The sequence below is a fragment of the Sorangium sp. So ce394 genome (assembly GCF_051474665.1).
Lineage (GTDB): Bacteria > Myxococcota_A > Polyangia > Polyangiales > Polyangiaceae > Sorangium > Sorangium cellulosum_D.
In genome coordinates this window covers 9,551,624-9,572,520 of the sequence record NZ_CP150339.1, presented here as the reverse complement: position 1 = coordinate 9,572,520, position 20,897 = coordinate 9,551,624, and the positions used below count along the sequence as shown (strand labels likewise).

General features: G+C 73.0%; 13 protein-coding genes. 8 read left to right on the top strand and 5 right to left on the bottom strand.

Going from position 1 to position 20,897, the window contains the following annotated elements; all coding sequences use genetic code 11:
* Positions 1-38: 38 nt before the first annotated feature.
* Positions 39-773, bottom strand: coding sequence for a tyrosine-protein phosphatase (locus WMF33_RS35265; protein WP_437332731.1), 735 nt, complete (start codon positions 771-773; stop codon positions 39-41).
* Positions 774-844: 71 nt separating this feature from the next.
* Between WMF33_RS35265 and WMF33_RS35260 the strand changes: the two genes are divergently transcribed.
* A complete protein-coding gene (locus tag WMF33_RS35260) occupies positions 845-1,387 on the top strand; it encodes a hypothetical protein (RefSeq protein ID WP_437332730.1) in 543 nt (180 codons plus the stop codon).
* Between the two features lie 229 nt (positions 1,388-1,616).
* The gene (locus tag WMF33_RS35255) at positions 1,617-2,741 is read left to right on the top strand and encodes an ArsA family ATPase (RefSeq protein ID WP_437332729.1); all 1,125 of its coding nucleotides are present in this window, start codon (positions 1,617-1,619) and stop codon (positions 2,739-2,741) included.
* Between the two features lie 101 nt (positions 2,742-2,842).
* Here WMF33_RS35255 and der read toward each other — a convergent pair whose 3' ends face one another.
* Both der and era read right to left on the bottom strand, forming a co-directional pair.
* On the bottom strand, positions 2,843-4,639 hold the full coding sequence (der, locus tag WMF33_RS35250) for a ribosome biogenesis GTPase Der (RefSeq protein WP_437332728.1): 1,797 nt from the start codon (positions 4,637-4,639) through the stop codon (positions 2,843-2,845).
* Positions 4,636-6,156 (bottom strand): GTPase Era, encoded by a 1,521-nt coding sequence (gene era / locus WMF33_RS35245; protein ID WP_437332727.1) that lies wholly within the window; start codon positions 6,154-6,156, stop codon positions 4,636-4,638. The genes der and era overlap by 4 nt, the downstream gene beginning before the upstream one ends.
* Before the next feature lie 93 nt (positions 6,157-6,249).
* On the opposite strand from era, the gene WMF33_RS35240 reads away from it, so the two are divergent.
* Positions 6,250-8,976: a glycosyltransferase family 39 protein gene (locus tag WMF33_RS35240; protein WP_437332726.1), complete on the top strand. Its 2,727-nt coding sequence runs from the start codon at positions 6,250-6,252 to the stop codon at positions 8,974-8,976.
* 129 nt (positions 8,977-9,105) lie between these two features.
* Positions 9,106-9,603 carry a TIGR02266 family protein gene (locus tag WMF33_RS35235; protein WP_437332725.1) on the top strand — a complete coding sequence of 166 codons (498 nt, stop codon included), beginning with the start codon at positions 9,106-9,108 and terminating at the stop codon, positions 9,601-9,603.
* A 28-nt stretch (positions 9,604-9,631) separates the two neighbouring features.
* Here the strand turns inward: WMF33_RS35235 and WMF33_RS35230 are convergent, their stop codons facing one another.
* Positions 9,632-10,651: a zf-HC2 domain-containing protein gene (locus WMF33_RS35230; protein ID WP_437332724.1), complete on the bottom strand. Its 1,020-nt coding sequence runs from the start codon at positions 10,649-10,651 to the stop codon at positions 9,632-9,634.
* A 19-nt stretch (positions 10,652-10,670) separates the two neighbouring features.
* Positions 10,671-11,288, bottom strand: a complete 618-nt coding sequence (locus tag WMF33_RS35225; RefSeq protein ID WP_437332723.1) for an RNA polymerase sigma factor — start codon at positions 11,286-11,288, stop codon at positions 10,671-10,673.
* 528 nt (positions 11,289-11,816) lie between these two features.
* On the opposite strand from WMF33_RS35225, the gene WMF33_RS35220 reads away from it, so the two are divergent.
* From WMF33_RS35220 to WMF33_RS35205, 4 genes are read left to right on the top strand one after another with little or no spacing between them, the layout of a single operon-like run.
* Positions 11,817-12,764: a hypothetical protein gene (locus tag WMF33_RS35220; RefSeq protein WP_437332722.1), complete on the top strand. Its 948-nt coding sequence runs from the start codon at positions 11,817-11,819 to the stop codon at positions 12,762-12,764.
* A 26-nt stretch (positions 12,765-12,790) separates the two neighbouring features.
* Positions 12,791-15,199, top strand: a complete 2,409-nt coding sequence (locus WMF33_RS35215) for a tetratricopeptide repeat protein (RefSeq protein ID WP_437332721.1) — start codon at positions 12,791-12,793, stop codon at positions 15,197-15,199.
* Complete coding sequence (locus tag WMF33_RS35210) at positions 15,196-19,545, top strand: tetratricopeptide repeat protein (protein ID WP_437332720.1); 4,350 nt, start codon at positions 15,196-15,198, stop codon at positions 19,543-19,545. The genes WMF33_RS35215 and WMF33_RS35210 overlap by 4 nt, the downstream gene beginning before the upstream one ends.
* Complete coding sequence (locus tag WMF33_RS35205) at positions 19,542-20,897, top strand: tetratricopeptide repeat protein (protein ID WP_437332719.1); 1,356 nt, start codon at positions 19,542-19,544, stop codon at positions 20,895-20,897. The genes WMF33_RS35210 and WMF33_RS35205 overlap by 4 nt, the downstream gene beginning before the upstream one ends.

Below are 20,897 nucleotides of genomic sequence, written 5' to 3'. Positions count from 1 at the left end.
CGAGGTCGGGCGCCGCCGAGGGAGCGGGGCCGCGCGTGTCAGGCGTCGACGGTGCCTTCGAGGATCGCGCGCGGGCCGTCGATGAGCATGAAGGTCGCTTCCTCCTCGCCGACCCTGGCGAAGAGGGCGTCGATGCCGCCGCGGACGTCGGCGACGTCCCTCGGGGCGTGGGCGTCGCTGCACGCGGCGTAGTAGTAGCCCTCCTCGAGCAGCTGCTCCGCGGCGCGGCGGGGGGCGCGCCCGTACTTGCCGGTGAGGGCCGCGACGTCGAGGAGGAGGACGGCGCCGGCGTCGAGGAGCGGATCCAGCGAGGAGCAGTCGTCGAAGACCGGCTCGTAGCGCTCCGGGTGGGCGATGACGGGGCGGAGCTTGCGGCGGCTGAGGTCGAAGATGCGCTCGGCGACGCGGACGGGGAAGCTCCGGGTCGGGAACTCGACGAGCGCCGCGCGGCCGCCGGGGTAGGGGAGGGCGCTGCCGTCGAGGAGGCGCTGGAAGACGACGTCATCGAAGAAGTGCTCCGACGAGAGGTCGAGCGCGGGCAGGCCGCGCGCGTCGTCGGCGCGGCGCAGCGCGGCGCACGTCGCGTCGTAGGCGGCGCGGAGGCTCTGCCGGGTGTTGTCGAACATCCCGGGGCGCATGTGCGGCGTGGCCACCACGGTGTCGAACCCGGCGCCGCGGAGCGCGGTGAGGAGGGCGAAGCTCTCCTCGACGGTGCGGGCGCCGTCGTCGATGCCGGCGACCCAGTGGCAGTGGAGATCGATGAAGCCGCGCATCGTGCGGTCGAACTTAGCAAAGTTGGCCGCCCCCGTGCGCTGCGACCATCCTTCGCGTGGAGGAGGTGTTCGTGTCGCTCTCGTTATCGAACCAGCAGCTTGTGCCGGAGCCCGGGTCGAATGGCGGCGCAGGGGGCCATCGCGGCGACCAGCAGGGAGGCCGCGCGGAGCGGCCCGAAGGCCGAGGCGCGCTCTCGGCCGAGGAGGGCGCGGCGGCCGCCGGGGAGGCGGCGCCCGCCTCCGAGCGGCGGCGCCGCCGCAGCGACGACCCGATCACCGCGCTGCACTATCAGCTCTCGACGACGCGCTCGGAGGCGAACCTGGACGTCGTGGTCCTCGTGGACGACAGCGGCTGCCTGGTCGCCGGGGCGGGCGCGTGGCCCGCGTGCGAGGAGCTCGCCGCCTACGCCCCGCTCCTCGCCAACCCGGACGCCGTGCAGAACGCCGCGGTCGGCTCGCGCATCGCCGCGCTCACCGCGGAGGTCGAGGTCCAGAGCCTCGCCGTGGCGGGCGGGGAGGTGCTGCTCTGCGGCCGCGGCGGCACGGCGGAGCGCGGCGCCTCCATCGCCCGGGCCGCCGCCGGGTGCCTGCGCATCCTCCGCGCCGCAGCCTGAGCGCATCGTCCACCCGCCGCGGGCCGAGCGGTCGTCCGGCCGCGGCCGGAGCGCTCGCCGCGCAGCCGGACGAGCGCTCGCGCCCCCGGTTCGTGCTACAAGGGGCCGCGACCTCAGGTCGCGCGCCATGCCCGGCCCGCTTGCACCCCCTCGAAACACCCCACCCGCCGCCCACGCACCCCTCCGGGCGGACGACGCCGGCCTGGCCCGGCTGCTCGCCTCCCGCAGGGTGATCCTCTGCGTCGGCTGCGGCGGCGTCGGCAAGACGACCACCACCGCGGCGCTCGGCCTCGCCGCGGCCCGCCGGGGCAAGCGCGTGCTGTGCCTGACGATCGACCCGGCGCGCCGCCTCTCCCAGAGCCTCGGGCTCGAGGAGATGAAGACCGAGGCGCAGACGATCGAGCCGGCCCGGTTCGCCCGGGCGGGGGTCGACGTGCCCGGCTCGATGACGGTGATGATGCTCGACACGAAGTCGACGTTCGACGGCCTCGTCGCCTCGCTCGCCCCGTCGCCCGAGCAGCGCGACCGGATCCTCGGCAACGTCCTCTACAAGTACATCTCCACGTCGCTCGCGGGCACGCAGGAGTACATGGCGATGGAGAAGCTCTACGCCGTGAGGAACGACCCGAGCTACGACCTCGTCCTGCTCGACACGCCGCCCACGGCGAACGCGCTGGATTTCCTCGACGCGCCCGAGCGGCTCGTCGGCGCCATCGACAGCGCGGCGACGCGCTGGTTCGTGCAGGCGTTCCAGAGCTCCGGCAAGCTGTCGCTCAACCTGCTGGCGCGGTCGACCGCGGCGGTGCTGCGCGGCATCGGCAAGCTGACCGGCAGCGGCTTCCTCGAGCAGATCGCGGCGTTCATCAGCGAGATGAACGCGGTCTTCGGCGGCTGGAAGCAGCGGGCGGACGCGGTGGCGTCGGCGCTGCGCGGCCCCGACGTGGCCTACGTGCTCGTCACGACGCCCGATCCACTCTGCGTGCGCGAGGTGCTGTTCTTCGCCGATCGCCTGCGCGAGCAGGACATGCGGCGCGACGCGTTCGTCGTGAACCGCGTCCACCCGGTGTACGGCGCCCTCCCCGGCGCCGCCGAGATCGCCGCCGCGCTCGACGGGAGCGGCCTCGCGCTCGGCCCCGGCGCGGCGGCGCGCCTGCTCCAGGCCGCCGAGGACGAGACCCGCATGGGCAAGCTCGATCACCTGAACCTGATCGCCCTCGAGGCGGCGCTGGAGGACGAGCAGAACGGCGGCAGCGTCCGCGTCGACGTGCCGGCGTTCCCGTACGACATCTACGACGTGGCCGGCCTCGCGAGGATCGCCGACGTGCTGGCGCCGCTGCCCGGGGCGGCGGGGTAGCCGGCCGCTTCCGTCGAGGTGCGGCGCACGCTGCGGTGCGGCAGCGCCCCCCGCGGTGGGCGCGCGCGTGCCGCGGTGGGCGCGCGCCCCCGCGGCGCGGGCTAGCTGCGGCGGCGGCGCTCCTTGTACTTCACCCGGACCGGCACGCCCTCGAGGCCGAACGCTTGCCGGAGCTGGTTCGACACGTAGCGCCGGTAGCTGAAGTGGAGCTTCTCGGGATCGCTCGCGACGACGACGAACAGCGGCGGCGACGTCTCGGCCTGCGTGACGAAGAACAGCCGGGGCGCGCGCCCGCCGTGCGTGGGCGGCGGGTGCGTGAGGAGGATCTGCTCGAAGAAGCGGTTGAGCTCCCCGGTGGGCACGCGCTTCCGGTAGGCGTCGGCCACCTGGCCCACCGTCTCGAGGAGCTTCGCCACGCCGCGCCCGCTGCGCGCGCTCACCTGCACGATCGGCGCCCACGGCACGAACGCCAGCTTGTCGCGGGCGTCCTGCTCCGCCTTCGCGAGCGCCTTCCGGTCGAGGAGATCGATCTTGTTCAGGCCGATCACGACGCCACACCCCCGGTCGACCGCGAGGCCGAGGATCTTCGCGTCCTGCTCGGCCACGCCCTCGGCGGCGTCGCAGAGCAGGAGCACGACCTCGGCCCGCTCCATCGCGCGGATCGCGTGCATCACGCTGACCGCCTCGACGGCGCTGTCCTCCTTCGCCACCTTCGCCTTGCGCCGGATGCCGGCCGTGTCGATGAGCAAGAACCGCTTGCCGTCGCGCTCGGCCAGGGTGTCGATCGGATCGCGCGTCGTGCCCGGCTGCGCGTCGACGAGCATCCGCTCCTCGCCCGCGATGCGGTTGACGAGCGACGACTTCCCCGCGTTCGGGCGCCCGATGATGGCGATGCGGAGCGCCCCCTCGGCCGACGCCTCGGGCGCCGCGGGCTCCTTGGGCAGCGCGGCCTCGATGGCCATCTCCAGATCCGAGATGCCGCGGCCGTGGAGGGCGCTGATGGGGATGAGCCGATCCATCCCGAGGCGGTACAGCTCCGCCGCCTCGGCCTCGGCGCGGGGCGAGTCCGCCTTGTTGGCGACGTAGATCACGGGCTTGCCCGCGCGGCGCAGGAGGCCGAGCTCGGCGTGCTCGGACGGCGTGACCGGCGTCACGGCGTCGAGCACGCACACGATCACGTCGGCCTCGGCGATGGCGAGGTCGATCTGCCGCTTGATCCCCCGCCGCATGGGGTCGTCGCTCTCGGGGTCGAACCCGCCCGTGTCGACGAGCGTGAAGCGCCGTCCCCGCGAGGTGACGTCGCCGTAGTGGCGATCGCGGGTCACCCCGGGCTCGTCGTGCACGATCGCGACGCGCTTGCCGACCAGCCGGTTGAACAGCGTGCTCTTGCCGGTGTTGGGCCGCCCGACCAGCGCCACGATCCCGGCCGAGGGCGGCGGGGCAGGCGCGTCGGCCGCGGCGGCCTCGAGGGCCTCGTCGGCGAGCTCCGCCGCGAGCACGCCGCTGTCCTCCGCCGGATCGTGGCCGCTCTGCTCGAAGGCAGCGCGCCCCTTGCTCACGCCCGAGCCGCTGCCCTTCTTCGCGCCAGCGGCCGCCTTGCCGGGCGCGGCCGCGGTCTTGCCGGACGCCGCGGCGGCCTTGCGGGGCGCGGCAGCGGCCTTGCCGGGCGCGGCAGCGGCCTTGCCGGGCGCGCTCTTTCTGGGAGCGACCGCGCTCTTGCCCGAGGCGGCCGCGCTCTTTCTGGGAGCGACCGCGCTCTTGCCGGAGGCAGCGCCCTTCCTGGGAGCGACGCCGCCCCTCTTCTCGGGGCCACCGCCCGTCTTCGTCGCCCGGCCGCCGCCGGCGGCGCCCTGACCGCGCCTGGTCTGCCTGGAAGGAGCTGGTTTCGCCGCGCTCACGAGGTCTCTCCCTTGTTGTAACCGAGCTCTTCCAGCGTCTGGAGCGACTCGCGCCACTCCGGCGTCACCCGCACCCAGAGCTTGAGGTTCACCTGCCGCCCGACGAGCTCCTCGATCCGGAGCCGGGCCTCCGTGCCGATCCGCTTGAGCTGCTCCGCGGCGGCGCCGATCAAGATCTTCTTCTGCCCGGGCCGCTCCACGTGGATCGTCGCGTCGATGTGCAGCGCGCCGTCGCCCGTCGGCTCGACGTAGCGCTCGATCTGCACGGCGCTGGCGTGCGGCACCTCGGCCTTCGTCGCGCGGAGGATCTGCTCGCGCACGTACTCGGCGGCGAAGAAGCGCGTGGGCCTGTCGGTGAGCTCATCGGGCGCGAAGCCCCAGGCCCGCTCGGGGCACAGCTTCGCCACCTCGTCCAGCACGCGCTGGACGCCGTCCTCGCGCAGCGCCGAGATCGGGACGATCGCCGCGAAATCACGGATCTGCCCGAACGCGTCGAGGAGCGGCAAGAGCCGCGCCTTGTCCCGCACCCGGTCGACCTTGTTGAGCACGAACACCACCGGCGCCTCGCTCCCGAGGTCCGCGAGCAGCGCGAGGTCGCCCGGGTGCGGCGCGAACGGCGGGCCGTCCTCGCCTTCCTTCGCGCGCCGCGGGAGGCGCGCGGGATCCGGGGCTTCCGTCACGAAGACGATGACGTCGGCGCTCCGCGCCGCCTCGCGCGCCGCCTGGTTCATCACGCGCCCGAGCTCGGTGCGCGGCCGGTGCAGCCCGGGCGTGTCGAGCAGCGCGATCTCGGCCGGGCCGTGGTGCACGACCCCGAGGATCGCGTCGCGCGTCGTCTGCGGCGTCGGCGAGACGATCGCGAGCGGGTGGCCGAGCGCCGCGTTGAGCAGCGTCGACTTGCCCACGTTCGGCCGCCCCACCAGGGCCACGCGCCCGGATCGCCGCGGCAGATCGAGCGACGCGTCGGCCTCCTCGACCCGCCTCGGCTCGGCGCGCTTCCTTCGCTGCTGCTGCCCGCCGCCGAGCGCGCCCGCCGCGCGCTCCGGGAGCGGTCGCCCCTTCGCTTCGCCCCCCGGGCGAGGCGCGCGCCCCGCCTTGCCGCGGGCTGCGCTGGAGGAGCGCGCCGCGGCGCCGCGGTTCTTCCCGGCGCCCCGCTCCGCATCTCCCGCCTTGGCAGCGCGCTCGGCGCCGCCCCGGTCCGCATCCCCTGCCTTGGCGGCGCGCTCGGCGCTGCCCCGGTCCGCCTCGCCTCGCCTGGCCGCGCGCTCGGCGCCGCCCCGCTTGCTCGCGCCGCGCGATCTGTCGTCGGGATGCGCCTCGTCTTTGCGTCGGGACGGGCGCGCCCGCGGGATCGCCGCGTCGCCCGTCGGGGATTCCTCGCCGGATGACGCTCCCGGGCGGCCGGCGCGGCCACCGTTCCTGGCGGGACGGGGGCCAGCGGCGGCCTGGGAGGGCTTCGGCGCCTGCGGGCGCGTTCTCGCGCCCTGGGGCGCGCTCGGGGGACGGCCTTTCACCACGCCGCGCGCGATAGCAGACGCCCACGGGGGCTACAAACGCTTCCCTACGATCCGTGGTCAAGCGCGCGCGAAGGCGGTAAGGGGATGCCTCGCATGTCGAGCGTCCACCGAGGGGATCCACGAAGCGGAGCCCCGCCCGCTGCCCCCGACCCGCCCGCGACCGGAGCCTCGTCCCACGACGAGGCGAGGCCGCGCGAGGACCGCTCGGCCGAGACCGGCGGCGCGCCGGCCGATGGTGCGGTGGACGGCGGCTCGCGCGGCGGCCCCGCGCGGCTCGCGGCCCTCGCGCTCGCGGCCCTCGCGCTGCTGCCCCTCCTCGGCACGAGCGGGATCTGGGACCCCTACGAGCTCGACCGGGCCGACCTCGCCCGCCGCATCGCCCTCCACGTCTTCCACGCCCCGCGCGGCGTGGAAGGCGTGGATCTCGCCGATCCAGCCGGGCAGCTGCCGACCCTGACCGACCTCGGCATGGGCGAGCTCGGGTTCACCTCGATGGCGCTCGGCTTCCGGCTGTTCGGCCTGCACGACTGGGCCGGGCGCCTCCCGCTCGCGCTGTGGGGGCTCGCCGGCGCGCTCGTGCTCTACGAGTTCCTCGCCCGGCTCGTCGACCGCAAGGCCGGCCTGTACGGCGTCGCCGTCCTCGTCACGATGCCGCTCTACGTGATGCAGGCCCGCACCATGCTCGGCGACATCGTCACCATGGCCGCGCTCACGATGGCGTTCTGCGGGCTGACCGGCGCCCTGCTCGAGGGCGGGCGAGGGGCGCGGCGCGGCGCCCTGCTCGCGCCGGCCGCGTGGATCGCGGTGGGGCTCCTCGGCCTCGCCGCCGGATACCTCAGCCGCGGCCTGCTGATCGGGGTCGCCGTCCCCGCGCTCGGCGCCGGCCTGACGTGGATCGTGCTCCGCACGTCCGGCGCCTGGCCCGCGCCCGAGCGCCCGCGGCCCACGCTCGGCGATCTCGTGGGCGGCGCGGCGCTCCTGCTCGGCATCGCCGCGGCGGCGAAGGGCCTCCTCGTCCTCGCGAGCTCGAGCGCCGACGCGCCGCTCCCGCGCGCCCTCGGCGTCGCGCTCCTCAAGAAGCCGCCGGTCGAGTCCACGTTCGATCTCACGCTGCGCCAGCTCGGGCACGCCCTCTTTCCGTGGAGCGCCTTCCTGCCGTTCGCCGTCGGCCGGCTCTTCCGCGCGCCGGCCGCGGCGCAAGCCGGGACGAGGACCTGCGCCGCGGCGGGCCTCGATCGCGAGGCCGGCGTCCGGATCGCCCTCGTCGTCACGTCGGCGCTCGCCTACGGCGCCTTCGCGCTGCTCGCGCCGCACGCCGGGGCGCTCCCGTTCAGCGGCCCCGCGCTCCTCGCCGCGATCGCCGCGCTCGCCATCCGCGATCTCGAGCGCGGCGCCCCCTCCTCGCGGGCGCTCGCCGTCGGCTGCTCCGTGCTCGCCTTCGTCCTGTACCGCGACCTCGTCCTCTCGCCGGACCGGGCCCTCAGCGTCTTCTCCGTCGACAAGCCCGTGTTCCCGAAGAGCTTCGAGGAAGAGGCGGCCTCGGCGATGCGCTTCGTCCTGATCGCGTTCGCGGGCCTCGTGGCGCTCACCTGGTTCGAGGAGCAGCCCCGCGAGATCGACCGCGGCCTCAAGGCGTGGGCGCGTCGCCTCGACGCCGACGTCCGCGCCGGCGCCGAGGAGCTCGCGCGCATCTGGGGCGGCAACCTGCTCTTCCTGCTGATCGTCCTCGAGGCGGCGCTCGTCGGCGTCGGCGCGATGATCTTCGTCGGCAAGCGCATCGGATGGGGGACCGTGGCGCGGATGCCGAACCACCTCGCCGCCTACGGGATGAACGCGTGGTGGGCGCTGCCCTTGCTGCTCGCCGTCGGGCCCGTGGCGCTCATCGCGGTGCGCGACGCGTTCCGCTTCGTCGTCGCGCGCGCCTCCGTGCCCCGCGCCCTCGGCACGCCGCTCGCCGGCCTCGTCGCCGGCTTCGCGCTGAGCTTCTGGTACTACCCCGCGCTCGCGGCCCAGCTCTCGCCGAAGGAGGTCTTCGAGTCGTACGAGTCGCTGCGCAAGCCCGGCGAGCCGCTCGCGACGCTCGGCGTCCGGAGCCGCGCGGCGGCCTACTACCAGGGCGGCGAGGTCGCGTCGTTCAACGACGCCCCGCAGGCGCTCGCCTGGCTCACCGCCCCCGCCGCGGAGGGCTCCGCGGACAGCGCCGCCGCTCCCGGCGCGCGCCGCTGGCTCGTCGTCAAATCTGACGAGCTACCCAGGTTGAACAGCCTCTTCCGCAAGCACCACGGGCGCAACCTGCCCGTGCTCGACGGCCGATCGAGCCAGATCGTCCTCGCGTCGAACGAGCTCGGCGGCCGTCCGAACGAGAGCTGGCTCAGCCGTGTCGTGCTCGACGAGCCCGTCGCTCCCGCGAACCCGCTCGACGCGATGTTCGACGATCAGCTGGAGGTGCTCGGCTGGGAGCTGACCGACGACGACGGGCAGCAGGCCTCGAGCGTGATCCCGCAGAAGATCTACCACCTGCGGACCTTCTTCCGGGTGCACCGGCCGATCGCCGGCAACTGGAAGATGTTCGTTCACATCGATGGGTTCCAGCGCCGTTACAACGGCGACCACGCCGTGATCGAGGGGCGCTACCCGATGAGCCTGTGGCAACCGGGCGACGTCATCGTCGACGACCACGAGCTCCAGCTCGAGCCCAACTTCACCCCGGGCGACTACGCGCTCTACTTCGGCTTCTTTTCCGGGGATGCGCGCTTCGAGGTGACGCGCGGACCTGAACACGAGAACCGCATCCGAGGCGGCGTCATCCGCGTGCGGTGAGCCGCCCGTTGTAGGATTCCCGACGCATGCCGCGGCGCGCGCGTGCTCCTGTGCGCCCGGCGACCCACGCGCGGTCCTCGTCGTCGAGCGCCCTCGACGCGCGTGCGGAAAGCGGCTAGTCGCAGAAACATGACCGGGGGCCGTGGTGACTCCAACCATCCGCCCGACACGCCTGGCGGTTTGTCGGCCACCCCCGCGCAGAACGGCGCCTACGGGGACGCTGGCCACACCGGCGAGGATGCCGAGTGCGAGATCCCCCCGGATTCGCTCAACCGACGCTCGTCCGAGCGGCTCGACGTCACCTGGCTCGTGGACTGCGAGACGGATGACACGTTCCTCTACGCCTCCATCACCAACATCTCGGAGATGGGCATCTTCGTCCGCACGACGCAGCCGCTCTCGATCGGCACGCGCCTCACGCTCCGCTTCTCGCCCCCGGGGGCCGAGAGCTCGTACGTGCTCGAGGGGACGGTGCAGTGGGTGAACGAGGTGCGCCCCCTCCACGACAACCCGAACCCGGGCATGGGGATCCGCTTCGTCGATCTCACGCCCGACGATCGCGAGCGCATCGTCGACACGATCAGGACGATCGCCTACATCCGCGATGCGCCGGTGAGATCGAACTGACGCAGGCGCCGGCGCGCGTCCGCGGCCGTCAGCGCCCCATCACGGCGTCGGGAGGCACGGCGTCGGGAGGCACGGCGTCGGGAGGCGCCGCCTGCGCGGGCCCCTGCTCGTCTGCGCGCGGCGCCGCGGACTTCGCGGCCGGCCGCGGCGCCGCGGCGGGGCGCGCCGCCGATGCCGCGGCGGGGGAGGCGGCCACCGGGGCCGCGTTGTGCGCCTGCGAGCGCGCGGCGTTCGCCTCGAGGCCCGCGAGCATCTGCTCGGCGCGGTCGCCGTACCCCTTCGCGGAGCGGAGCGCGAGCAGCAGCTCCCGCGCCTTCCCCGTCTCCCCGGCCGCCTGATGACACCGCGCGGCCTCCCACATCGCCGCGTGCGCGGCGGGCGTGCCCGGGTACTGCGCGCCGACCTCGTCGAGCTTGCCGACGGCGGCCGCGCAGCCCGACGTCCGTTGCAGCGTCTGCGCGTCACGCAGCGCCTGCCTCGCGCCGTCCTCGGGGGCGGCTGCCCCGCGCGCGCTCTTCTCCTTCGCCGCCTCCGCCGTCGGCCTCGGCGGCTCGCTCGCCTTGGCCTCGGCCATGCGCCGGCCGTCGCCCTCGTCCGCCGGCGCGGCCAGGGTCGGCGCCGGGGCGCTGGGCGGCTCGAGCTGATCCGACGCAGGCTGGCCCCACTCGGTGACCCGCACGGGGGCCACGCCCGTCTTCGGCCGCAGCAGCAGCAGGCTCGAGCCGATGACGAGCACGAAGAGCGCCGCCATCGCCAGCTGCGGCCGCATCGCGTGGCTGCCGGCCCAGGCCAGCGCGCGGAGCGCCTTGCGCCGGAACGGCGTCTTCTTTTGCGCGACCTCGACCGCCTCGAGGATCCGCGCCTCGAGCTCCTCGCTCGGCTCCTCGAGCGGCAACGGACCGGCGTCGCGAGCCGCGCGCAGCCCCGCGAACGCCGAGGCGCACCGGGCGCAGCTGTCCATGTGGCGCTTCATGGCCGCATGCGTCAGCTCGTCGAGCTCGTCGTAGAGCGCGTCCATCACGTGCTGGTCGAACTTCTCGCAGTCCATAGACAGCTCTTCCGGCGCGCTAGCGCAGCGCCCTCGCGTAATCCTCGTACTCCGAGAGCGCCTCCTGGAGCCGCTCGAGGGCGTAGCGCATCCGGCTCTTCACCGTGTTCTCGGGCACCCCGACGATCTGGGCGATGTCCTTGAAGGGCACGCGCCCGATCTCCCGGAGCAGGAAGACCTCCCGCTGCTCGTGCGGGAGGCCCTCCACGGCGCGGACGATGAGCTGCCCCATCTCGGCCCCGATCGCGACGCGATCCACCGCGGCCTGGGGCGCCGGGTCCGCGGTCCGCTCGCCGAGCGTGGGGCCGTCGCCGTCGCCGGAGCCCTGGTCGAGCGACGGGTGGCGCCGGAGCGACATCTTGCGCAGGTGATCGATGCAGACGTTGCGCGCGATGGCGTAGGCCCACGTGGTGAACCTCGCCTCGTGCTTGAAGTCGGAGGCGCTCTGCACGATCTTCACGAACACATCCTGCACCAGATCCTCGGCGACCGCAGGCCCGCGGACCTGCCGCAGGATGAAGTTGTAGATCGGCGTCTTGTGCCGCCGGACGAGCCCGGCAAACGCGGCGCGGTCGCCGCCCTGAAAACGCATCATCAGGGCTTCGTCCGTGACCTCCTCTCGAGAAATCGGGACCATCCTAGCTCCCGGAGCGGCCGAGCCTCTGCGGCGCTCCTTCGGCGGCCCGAGCGGCGGGGTGTTCGTTTCGACGACCGCGGCGCCGGATCGGACGCGCAGCGCGGCTCGAAGATCTGAGGCGCTCTCCTTCCCCTGACACAAGCGCACCTTAGCGGATCCGCCCCCGAGCGAGCGAGCCCCCTTCGCCCGCGTCGATGGGAGGGCCGCTGGCGTCCGGAGGCGCGCCCGCGCTCGGCCCCGTGGCGCCCTCGTGGCAGCGCATCGTCGACCGGCCGAGGACGCCGCGGGCGCGCGCCGGGTGAAGGGGGCAGCACGTTTTCCTCTGCACGTTTCTGCACTTTTTTTGCATGGTCCGCGCCGCCGTCGCGCCGCCGGCGGCGGGGCGCTGCGCCGGTAGAGCGGAAGCTGTCCAGGTCGTTGCGCTCCGAAGCCCGCCGCCACTAGACTCCCCGGCACCGGGCGTGAGGTCGCCCCCCTCTGCTGACGAGGGTAAAACCACGAGGTTACCTTTCGATGCGACTTATCAGGATGCTGGCTGTGGGGGTGGGGGCCTCGTTCTTGATGGCCGTGCCCGCCTTCGCGCAGAGCCCGGGCGGCGCGTCGGGCAAGGCCGCTGCTCCTGCCGCCTCGGTGGCGCCGGCCGCCTCGGCGCCTGCGAACGCAGCGCAGGCCGCCCCCGCGACGGGCGCCGCGGCTGCATCGCCCGGCACGACGGCCGCGCCGGCTGCGTCGCCCGGCACGACGGCCGCGCCGGCTGCATCGCCCGGCACGACGGCCGCGCCGGCCGCGAACGCAGCGCAGGCCGCCCCCGCGACGGGCGCCGCGGCTGCATCGCCCGGCACGACGGCCGCGCCGGCTGCGTCGCCCGGCGCGACGGCCGCGCCGGCCGCGGGCGCCGCCGCCCCGGCGATGGATGGCCCGACGTACGCGGTGCGGCTGCGCGATCTGGAGCAGCGCATCGACGAGCTCAAGGAGCAGATCCGCCGCAGCCATACGCGGCTCTCGCTCCTCAGCGACACGATCCTCTCCGGCGGCGGCGCCGGCTCGCGCGCCTCGATCCGGTTCAACAACGAGCTGTCGAGCGCGTTCCGCGTGACCCGCGTGCTGATCGTGCTGGATGGCGCCGTCCAGTACAACAAGACCGATCAGTCGGGCGCCCTGGCGGAGCAGACCGAGATCCCGATCTTCAACGGCTCGGTCCCGCCGGGGGATCACACCCTCCAGGTGCTCGTGAACCTGCAGGGCAACGGCTACGGGGTGTTCTCGTACCTGCGCGGCTACCGCTTCGAGGTGCGCTCCAGCCATTCCTTCACGGCGGTCGAGGGCAAGACGATCAACCTCCAGGCGGTCGCGTTCGAGAAGGGTGGGGTCACGACCCCGCTCGAAGAGCGCCCGGCGGTCCGTTTCGTCGAGAAGATCGTGAGCGGCCTCTCGGACGCTTCCGGGCAGCCGGCCGCCGCCGCGGGTGGCAAATAGGTTCGAGCTCGTTAGGACAAGTCGCCATGACCTGGGACTCCGGATCGCGGGTTACCCCTGCCTTGCTTGGCCTGCTCCTGCTCGGCGCGGCCACGACCGCGGCCCCTGCCGACGCGTGGGCCCTGGACTCCGAGCGCGCCTACACGAGCGCCTCGCAGCAGATCAGCAGCGTCTCGTCCGGGCTGGGCGCCATCCAGGCGGCGATCCAGAAGTCCCGCGGCGAGCAGCGCACCCCGGAGCAGCGCATCGCGGACGCCGTCCTGCTGATGGGGTCCAGGGACTACGAGCGCGCGGCCAACGTGCTGAACCAGGTGGTCGAGAAGTACCCTGACCACCCGACGGCCTTCCCGGACGCGCTCAACCTGCTCGGCGAGACGTACTTCCGCTCGAAGCAGTACCTCTCGGCCCGCCGGGTGTTCCAGCGGATCGTCGCGAGCGGCGCCGAGCCGCGCTTCGCCGCCTATCAGGAGAAGGCGCTCGGCCGGCTCGTGGACATCTGCCTCCGCATCAAGGACTACGACGCCCTCGACGCCGTCTTCGCCTCGATGAACAACGTCCCGTCCTCCGCGGCGGGGAGCGCCCTCTCGTACGCGCGCGGCAAGGGCCTCTACGTGAAGAAGGACCTCGCCGGCGCGAAGGCGGCGCTCGGCGCGGTCGACCCGCGGAGCGAGTACTTCCACCAGGCGAGGTACCTGCTCGGCCTGATCGCGGTGAAGGAGGCGACGCCCCCGCCGGAGCCGCTCAAGGAGGGCGACGTGCCCCCGGCGGTGCCCAAGACCCGCTACGTCGCCGCGATCGACCTGTTCCAGAAGGTGACGCAGCTGCCGGCCGACACCCCGGAGCACCGGCGCGTCATCGACCTCGCGTGGCTCGCGATCGGGCGGCTCTTCTACGAGGCCGACCAGTGGGCGCAGGCCGTGCAAGCGTACGGCCACATCGATCGCGTCTCGCCCGAGTTCGGGACCATGCTCTACGAGCTCGCCTGGGTGTACGTCCGCCTGGGCGACGTGGATCGCGCCCAGCGATCGCTCGAGATCCTCGCCATCGCCGAGCCGGACAGCCAGAACATCGCCGACGGCTCGCTGCTCCGCGGCGACCTGATGCTGCGCGCCGGCCGGTTCGAGAAGGCGCTGAAGGTGTACGAGGGGGTGCGCGCCACCTACGACCCGATGCGCGCGCGCGTGGACGCCTTCCTCGGGTCCACGAGCGATCCCGCGGTCTACTACGACAAGCTGAGCCAGGAGCAGCTCGAGGCGCTCGACACGAACGCCGCGCTCCCGCCGCTCGCGGTCCAGTGGGCGCGCGAGGCCGAGGACGGCCCGGCCGCGTTCGCGGTCATCGACGACATCCACTACTGCCGCGAGCTGATCAAGCAGTCGAACGAGCTCATCGAGAAGCTGAACGCCGTGCTCAGCTCGCCCAACCGGGTGCGCGCGTTCCCGGAGCTCAAGGCCGGCGAGGAGAAGGCGCTCGCGCTGCTCAACCGGGTCGCGCTGGCGCGCCTCGCGCTCGGCCAGGGCATGGACGACGTGGAGGACGATCCGCTCTCGGGCGAGATCGGCAGCGCGCGCGCGCGGCGCCGCGCGCTCGAGAAGCGCCTCTCGAGGGTGCCCGTCACCGACGCCGACTTCCAGGACCGGGAGGCGCAGGCGCTCAAGCAGTGGAACACCCAGTCGCAGCGCCTCCAGCAGCTGACGCTGCAGATGGACACGCTGCAGGCGACGATCAACGGGCTCCGGCGGCTGCTCCACGAGGGGCCGCAGGCCGGGGTCGTCCGGGATCCCGCGAGCATCGCCCGCTTCGAGCACGAGCTCGCGCAGAACGAGCGCGACCTCGCGCTCTACCGCCAGCAGGCGGACGTGCTCCGCAAGCAGGTGAGCGCGGGCCGGGTGCAGGTCGGCTTCGGCGATCAGCGCTTCATCGAGGACGCGCAGACGCGCAAGGCGCACCGCGACGCGCTGATGCGGGAGGTCGAGCTGGCGGCGGCGGGCGCCGGCGGCGCGGATCTCGCGGCGTACGCGCAGCGGATCACGCCGTTGCTCCGCTCCGGCGACGCGGCGGACGCGCGGGTCGAGGCGGCGCTGCGCGAGATCGAGGGCGAGGTCGCGCAGAAGTCCTCGGGCCTCCGGCAGATCGTCAGCCGGGAGACGGCGAGCGTCGTGCACTACTCGGTGCAGCTCGACGCGCTCGACCGGGAGGCGCGGCTCGTCGTCGGCGAGGTCGCGATGCGAAACTTCGGCCTCGTCCGCGACCGGCTGAAGAACATCATCCTGCGCGCCGACGTCGGCATCACCGAGGAAGCGTGGGAGGTCCGCGAGGAGCAGATGACGCGTGTTCGCAGCCTGCAGGTCGAGCGCGCCCGTGAGGATCGGGTCCTCAAGGAGGAGCTCAACGAGGTCCTCGACGACAGCGGCGATCCGGAGGATGAGAAGTGAGCAAGGAGCAGGGCGGCGCGAGCGCGCCGCAGATCTCTGACGCGTCGCGCAGCGGGGCGCAGATCCTCGGAGCGGCGGGTGCGCGCGGCCCGCTCGGCGATGTCGTGAGGGCGAGGCGCCGTCGCCCGCGCGGCGCGCTCGGGGTGGCCAGCCTCGCCCTGGTGCTGGCGGTCGCGCCCCTCGCGCTCTCCCAGCCCGCGCCTGCGCCGGCGACCTCCGCCGCGCCTGCGCCGGCGCCGACAGCGGCCGCGGCGCCGGCTCCGCAGACCGGAGCCGCGGCGCCGGCTCCGCAGACCGGAGCCCCTGCGCCGCCGGGCTTGCCGCCGGTGCAACCCTTCGCGCCGCCGATGTCCGTCGGGCGCAAGCAGGCGCCGCCGCCTCCTCCGCCGACGCCCGCCCAGCTCGCCGCGCTCGCGGCGCTCGAGAAGGAAGCGGCCGCCTACGAGAAGGCGGCCCGCGACTACCGGAGCGCCATCACCCGCATCGTGCAGCACCACTACGAGGACAGGCGCCGCCGCATCCTCTCGTCGCTCGACCGCGAGATCGAGACGGAGCGGAAGGGCCTCCGCGACGCCCGGGAAGAGGCGATCCGCCGGCTCGAGGTGTTCGTCCAGCGCTACAGCGGCCCGAACGCTCACCCCGAGAACACGCCCGACGCGATGTTCCGCCTGGCCGCGCTCTACGAGGAGCGCGCGCGCACCGACTCCGACGCGAGCGAGGATCTCAGCGTCGCGCTGCTCCCGGCCATCGCGCTCTACAAGCGCGTCATCCACGAGTTCCCGCAGTACCGCGAGCTCGCCGGGATCTATTACTACCTCGGCCACGCGCTGAACGACTCGGTCCGTTTCCCCGAGGCGCAGCAGGTGTGGCGCTCGCTCGTCTGCCACAACAAGTACCCGTACCCCGTCGCGACCGACCCGAAGGACCCGACGCGCGACACCGTCGGCAAGCTCCCGCAGGACCACGACGCCGACTACTGGACCGGCTGGGAGGCGCGCCACCCGACGCCCATCGGCTCGGGCGGCCGGGCCCAGCCCGCCCGCAGGCCCGCGCGGGGCAAGGCCCCCGTCGTCGAGGACGAGACGGCCTACCTCGATCCCTACCCCGACGATTGCCAGCCGATCCCGCAGAAGACGGCGCTCGGCGCCGAGCCCCGGTACGTCGCCGAGGTCTGGTGGCAGATCGGCGACTACCACTTCAACGAGATCGACCGCGCCGGCGGCCCGTTCAACTACAACAGGGCGGAGTCGGCGTACCGGCAGTCGATCAAGTACAAGAAGCCGCCTGTCCACGGCGTCGCGATGTACAAGCTCGCCTGGACGTACTTCAAGCAGCAGCGCTACGAGACCTCGGTGCGCCAGTTCATCGAGCTGCTCCGCTACACCGACGAGCAGGAGAAGCTCACGGGCGATCCAGGCGCGGATTTCCGGGCGGAGGCGTACACCTACATCGCCGGCTCGCTCACGTACCTCGACTTCGTCGGCCCGGGGCCGGAGGAGCCGTACATCCCGCGGAACGACGTCCTCGACGTCGAGACCGACCCGCGCATGGCCGAGCAGAAGATGCGGATCGCCATCGAGCGCGTCCAGGATCCCAAGCTGATCCCGCAGGATCAGAAGTGGACGGTCGAGATCTACAAGGCGCTCGCGCTGGAGTTCAAGGAGCTCAACCAGTATCGGAACACGGTCGAGGTGAGCGAGATCATCCTCCAGAAGTGGCCGATGCACCGCGACGCGCCCGTGATCCAGAACCAGATCGCGGACATCTACGACACGCTCACGTCGCAGTCGCGCGAGGGGACGGCCGAGCGGGCGATGAACTCGGCCAAGGCGCTCGAGGCGCGGACGAAGCTCGCCCAGTACGTCGGGATGACGCCGTGGGTCGAGGCCAACAAGGACGACCCCGAGGCGATCCAGACCGCCGAGCGGCTCGTGCGCGGCGGGCTCCGCCGGGCCGCCGCCGATCACACGAACGCGGGCAGCGCCCTCGTGCAGCAGGCGCTGACGATCAACGAGAAGGAGACGCGCGACCCGATCTTCGAGCGGGCGCTCGGCGAGTATCGCCTCGCCGCGCAGGGGTGGGCCGGCTACCTGGCCCAGGACGAGAACGCCCCGGACGCGTACGAGAGCCGGTACTGGCTGGCCGACGCGCACCACATGGTCGTCGTGATCACGGTGGCCATGGATCGCTCGCCCACGCGGCAGGAGGTCGAGCTGGCGAGGAGCTCTGCGGTCGGCGTGCGGGACTCCAACGAGGACGACAAGTACCTGCAGCCCGCGGCGTACATGGTGGTCGACACCGCCCACCAGGCGCTCATGGATCGGCACAAGCTCTTCCAGCGGACGAGCGGCGCCGAGGGGCTCGAGCCGCGGGAGAAGGTCAAGATCGTCGGCGAGGGCGACGAGCAGCGCGTCGTCGCCGAGCCGCTGCCCCCGGAGGTCCAGGCGGCCGTCACCGCGCGGGACGAGTACATCCAGCGCGTGCCTCCCGCGCTCGACGCCCCGAAGAACCTCGATCTCTACGCGTTCCAGGCGGCGGACTACTACTTCCTCTACGGCCAGTTCGCCGAGGCGCGCCGGCGGCTCGAGCCCATCTACGACGCGCAGTGCGGCAAGACGGAGTTCGGCTACAAGGCGTGGGAGCGGCTCACGACGATGTCGAACCTCGAGAACAACGTCGAGCAGAGCCGCAAGCTGGCCGAGGCGGCGCTCACGCGGAGCTGCGCTGTCAGCGAGGAGCAGAAGCTGAAGGAGGGCGACATCGCCCGGCCGACGATCTCGCGCGGCTACTACCTCGACGCGGCCCGGGCCTTCGAGAAGGCCGAGAAGATGCCGGACGGCCCGGCGCGCGTCGCCGCCTGGCGCGAGGCCGCGGCGCTCTACAAGGTCGCGCTCGAGAAGGCGCCGGCCCGCGACGAGGCGCCGGAGGCCGCCATGAACGGCGCTTACTGCTACAAGCAGGTGGGCGACTACGACCAGGCCATCGCGATGTACTCCCTGTTCATCAAGGAGTACGGAAATGAGGAGAACCTGGCGAAGCTCGAGAAGGGCGATCCGGAGGCGAACCCGCCGAAGAACCCCGATCCGAAGCGCTACGCCGAGCGGGTGAAGTACCTGAAGCAGGCCTACGACGCGCTCTCCGCCGCGTACGTCCTCTTCTTCAACTACCGCAGCGCGGCCGAGACCTACGACACCATCGCTCGCAACACGCGGTTCGAGCAGGCGGCGCGCCGGGACGCGGCCCGGAACTCGGTGCTGCTCTACGCGAACATCGGCGAGCGCGACAAGATGGCGGCCTCGCGCGCCACCTTCATGAGCCTGAACCCGCCCCCCGAGCAGAAGGCCGACATCGACTTCCTCGTCGCGTCGGCGGATCTGAAGGCCTGGGACGAGCAGGGGCCCGACGAGGGCCCGAACCGCGCCGCGCGCACCAAGGCCGTGCAGTCGATGGAGGCTTATTATGCGGCCAACAAGAACAACCCGGCCGCGAGCGGGTATGTCGTCCAGGCGGCCTACCACGCGTCCAAGATGCGCGGCGCCGCCGGCGATCCGAAGGCGCGGGAGTGGTGCAAGAACACCATGACGGCGTTCACGTCGTTCCGGAGCAGGGCGACCGGCGACAAGAAGACCCTCGGGTCGGTGCAGGCCGACATGGCGGCCGAGTGCGCCTACAAGGCCATCGACGACCGCATCAAGGCCGAGTTCGACTACGACACGGGGCACCACCGCTACGAGGGCGTCATCGATCAGGTGAAGCGGGCCTTCGAGGCCGACATCGCCAAGGCCAACGATCGGTACTGGAAGGAGCTCCAGGAGGTCATCACCGCGTACGAGTCGCGGCCGTGGTCGGTCGCCGCGCGCGCGCGGCAGGGCTCGCTCTACGACTCCTGCCGCACGGGCCTGTACAACGCCCGCCCGCCGGGCCTCCGGCTCTACACGGACAAGGAAGAGAAGCTGCTCAAGCTCGCCGAGACGAGCGATCGCGAGGATCTCCAGGAGACGGCCGACGCGCTCCGGCAGAACCGGCGCGAGCAGTGGCGCGCGGCGCGCGAGCGGAGCCTCAACGACGCCGACAAGGCGATGGTCAAGTTCTACGTCGAGTCCGTCGTCTGGGCGAAGGCGTGGAAGGTGCGGAACCCGGCGGTGGACTACGCGATCCAGCGGCTCGCGTTCTTCACGGATATCCTCGGCGACGCCAAGCTCCGCGAGTGGAGCCAGGGGGTCATCGATCCCGAGACGAAGCGTCCGTTCGAGTACAAGGATGGCATCTTCCTCCGGACGCGGCCCGGCATGACTCCGCCGCTCGCCCCCGACGGCCTCCCCTTGCCCCTGCCGGTCGTGCCATGAAGCGCCGCCTCTCCGTCACCCTCTTCGTCAGCCTGCTCGCGGTCGTGTCGCCGTTCGCCCTCGCGTCCTGCGGCGAGGAGGCGACGCCGCCGCCCAAGGCGCCCACCCGCCCCGTCACCGGCCCCGCTGGCGCGGCCCCGCCCGTCCAGTCGCCGTACGGCATGAACGACGCGCCGAGCTCGATGCGGCCGTACGATCAGCCTGCCCCGGGGGCGCCGGCGGCCATGAACGCCCGCGCGGCGGCCATCTACCAGGGCGGCCTGCAGGCGTTCGCGAACGGCGACCTCGCGAGCGCGAAGGCGCAGTTCGCGCAGGCGACGCAGGCCGATCCGCGCGCCCACCAGGCCTTCTACTCGCTCGGCGTGGTGCAGGAGCGGCTCCGCGACGAGGGCGCCGGCGCGAGCTACCGCCAGGCGTTCACGCTCGTGCCCGACTACGAGCCGGCCATCGTCGCGTACGCGATGCTCCTCGCCCGGAAGGGCCAGCTCGGCGAGGCGGAGCGGCTCCTCAACGAGAAGCGCGGCCAGATGCCGAAATCGGCGGCCGTCGCGGCGACGCTCGCGGAGATCAAGTCGCTCCAGAAGGACACCGGCTCGGCCCAGCGGCTCGCGCAGGAGGCGCTGAAGATCAACCCGGACTACCGGCCGGCGATGGTCATCATCGCCCGCGATCACTACAGGAACCGGCGCCTCGATCTCGCGCTGTACGCGCTCCAGGCGATCCTCGACGGGTTCGAGCCGGTCAGCGAGAACCCGCCGCGCGACAGGGACAACGCCGAGGCGCTGCTGCTCCGCGGCCTGATCTACCGGGAGCAGGGGCAGCGCGCCGCCGCGCTGGAGGAGTTCCGCAAGGCGGTGACGCGCCGCCCCGATCTCGTCGAGGCGCGGGTGCAGCTCGCGACCTACCTGCTCGAGGCGGGCAACGCCCAGGAGGCGCTGCCCCTCCTCGAGGGCGCCGTCCGCTTCGACTCGGAGCACGTGGCCGCGCACCTGAACCTCGGGGACGCCTACCGCCTGCTCGAGCGCTACGCCGACGCGAAGCGCGAGTTCGACTGGGTGCTCGCCCGGAACCCGAACCTGCCCCAGGTCCACTACGACCTCGGCCTGCTGTACCTGTTCGCCCCGAGCATCCCCGGCATGACGCCCAAGCAGCAGGTGGCGGAGGCGATCAAATCGCTCACGCGGTTCCAGGAGCTGCGCAACAAGGGCCAGCGCGACGACTCGGAGGAGCTCCTGAACCGCGCCAAGCTCAAGGAGGGCGAGCTCAACGCGGCTGCAGCCGCGGCGCAGCCCGCGGCTCCGCCCGCCGCCGAGGCGGACGGGGGCGTCGCCGACGCCGCGACCGACACGTGA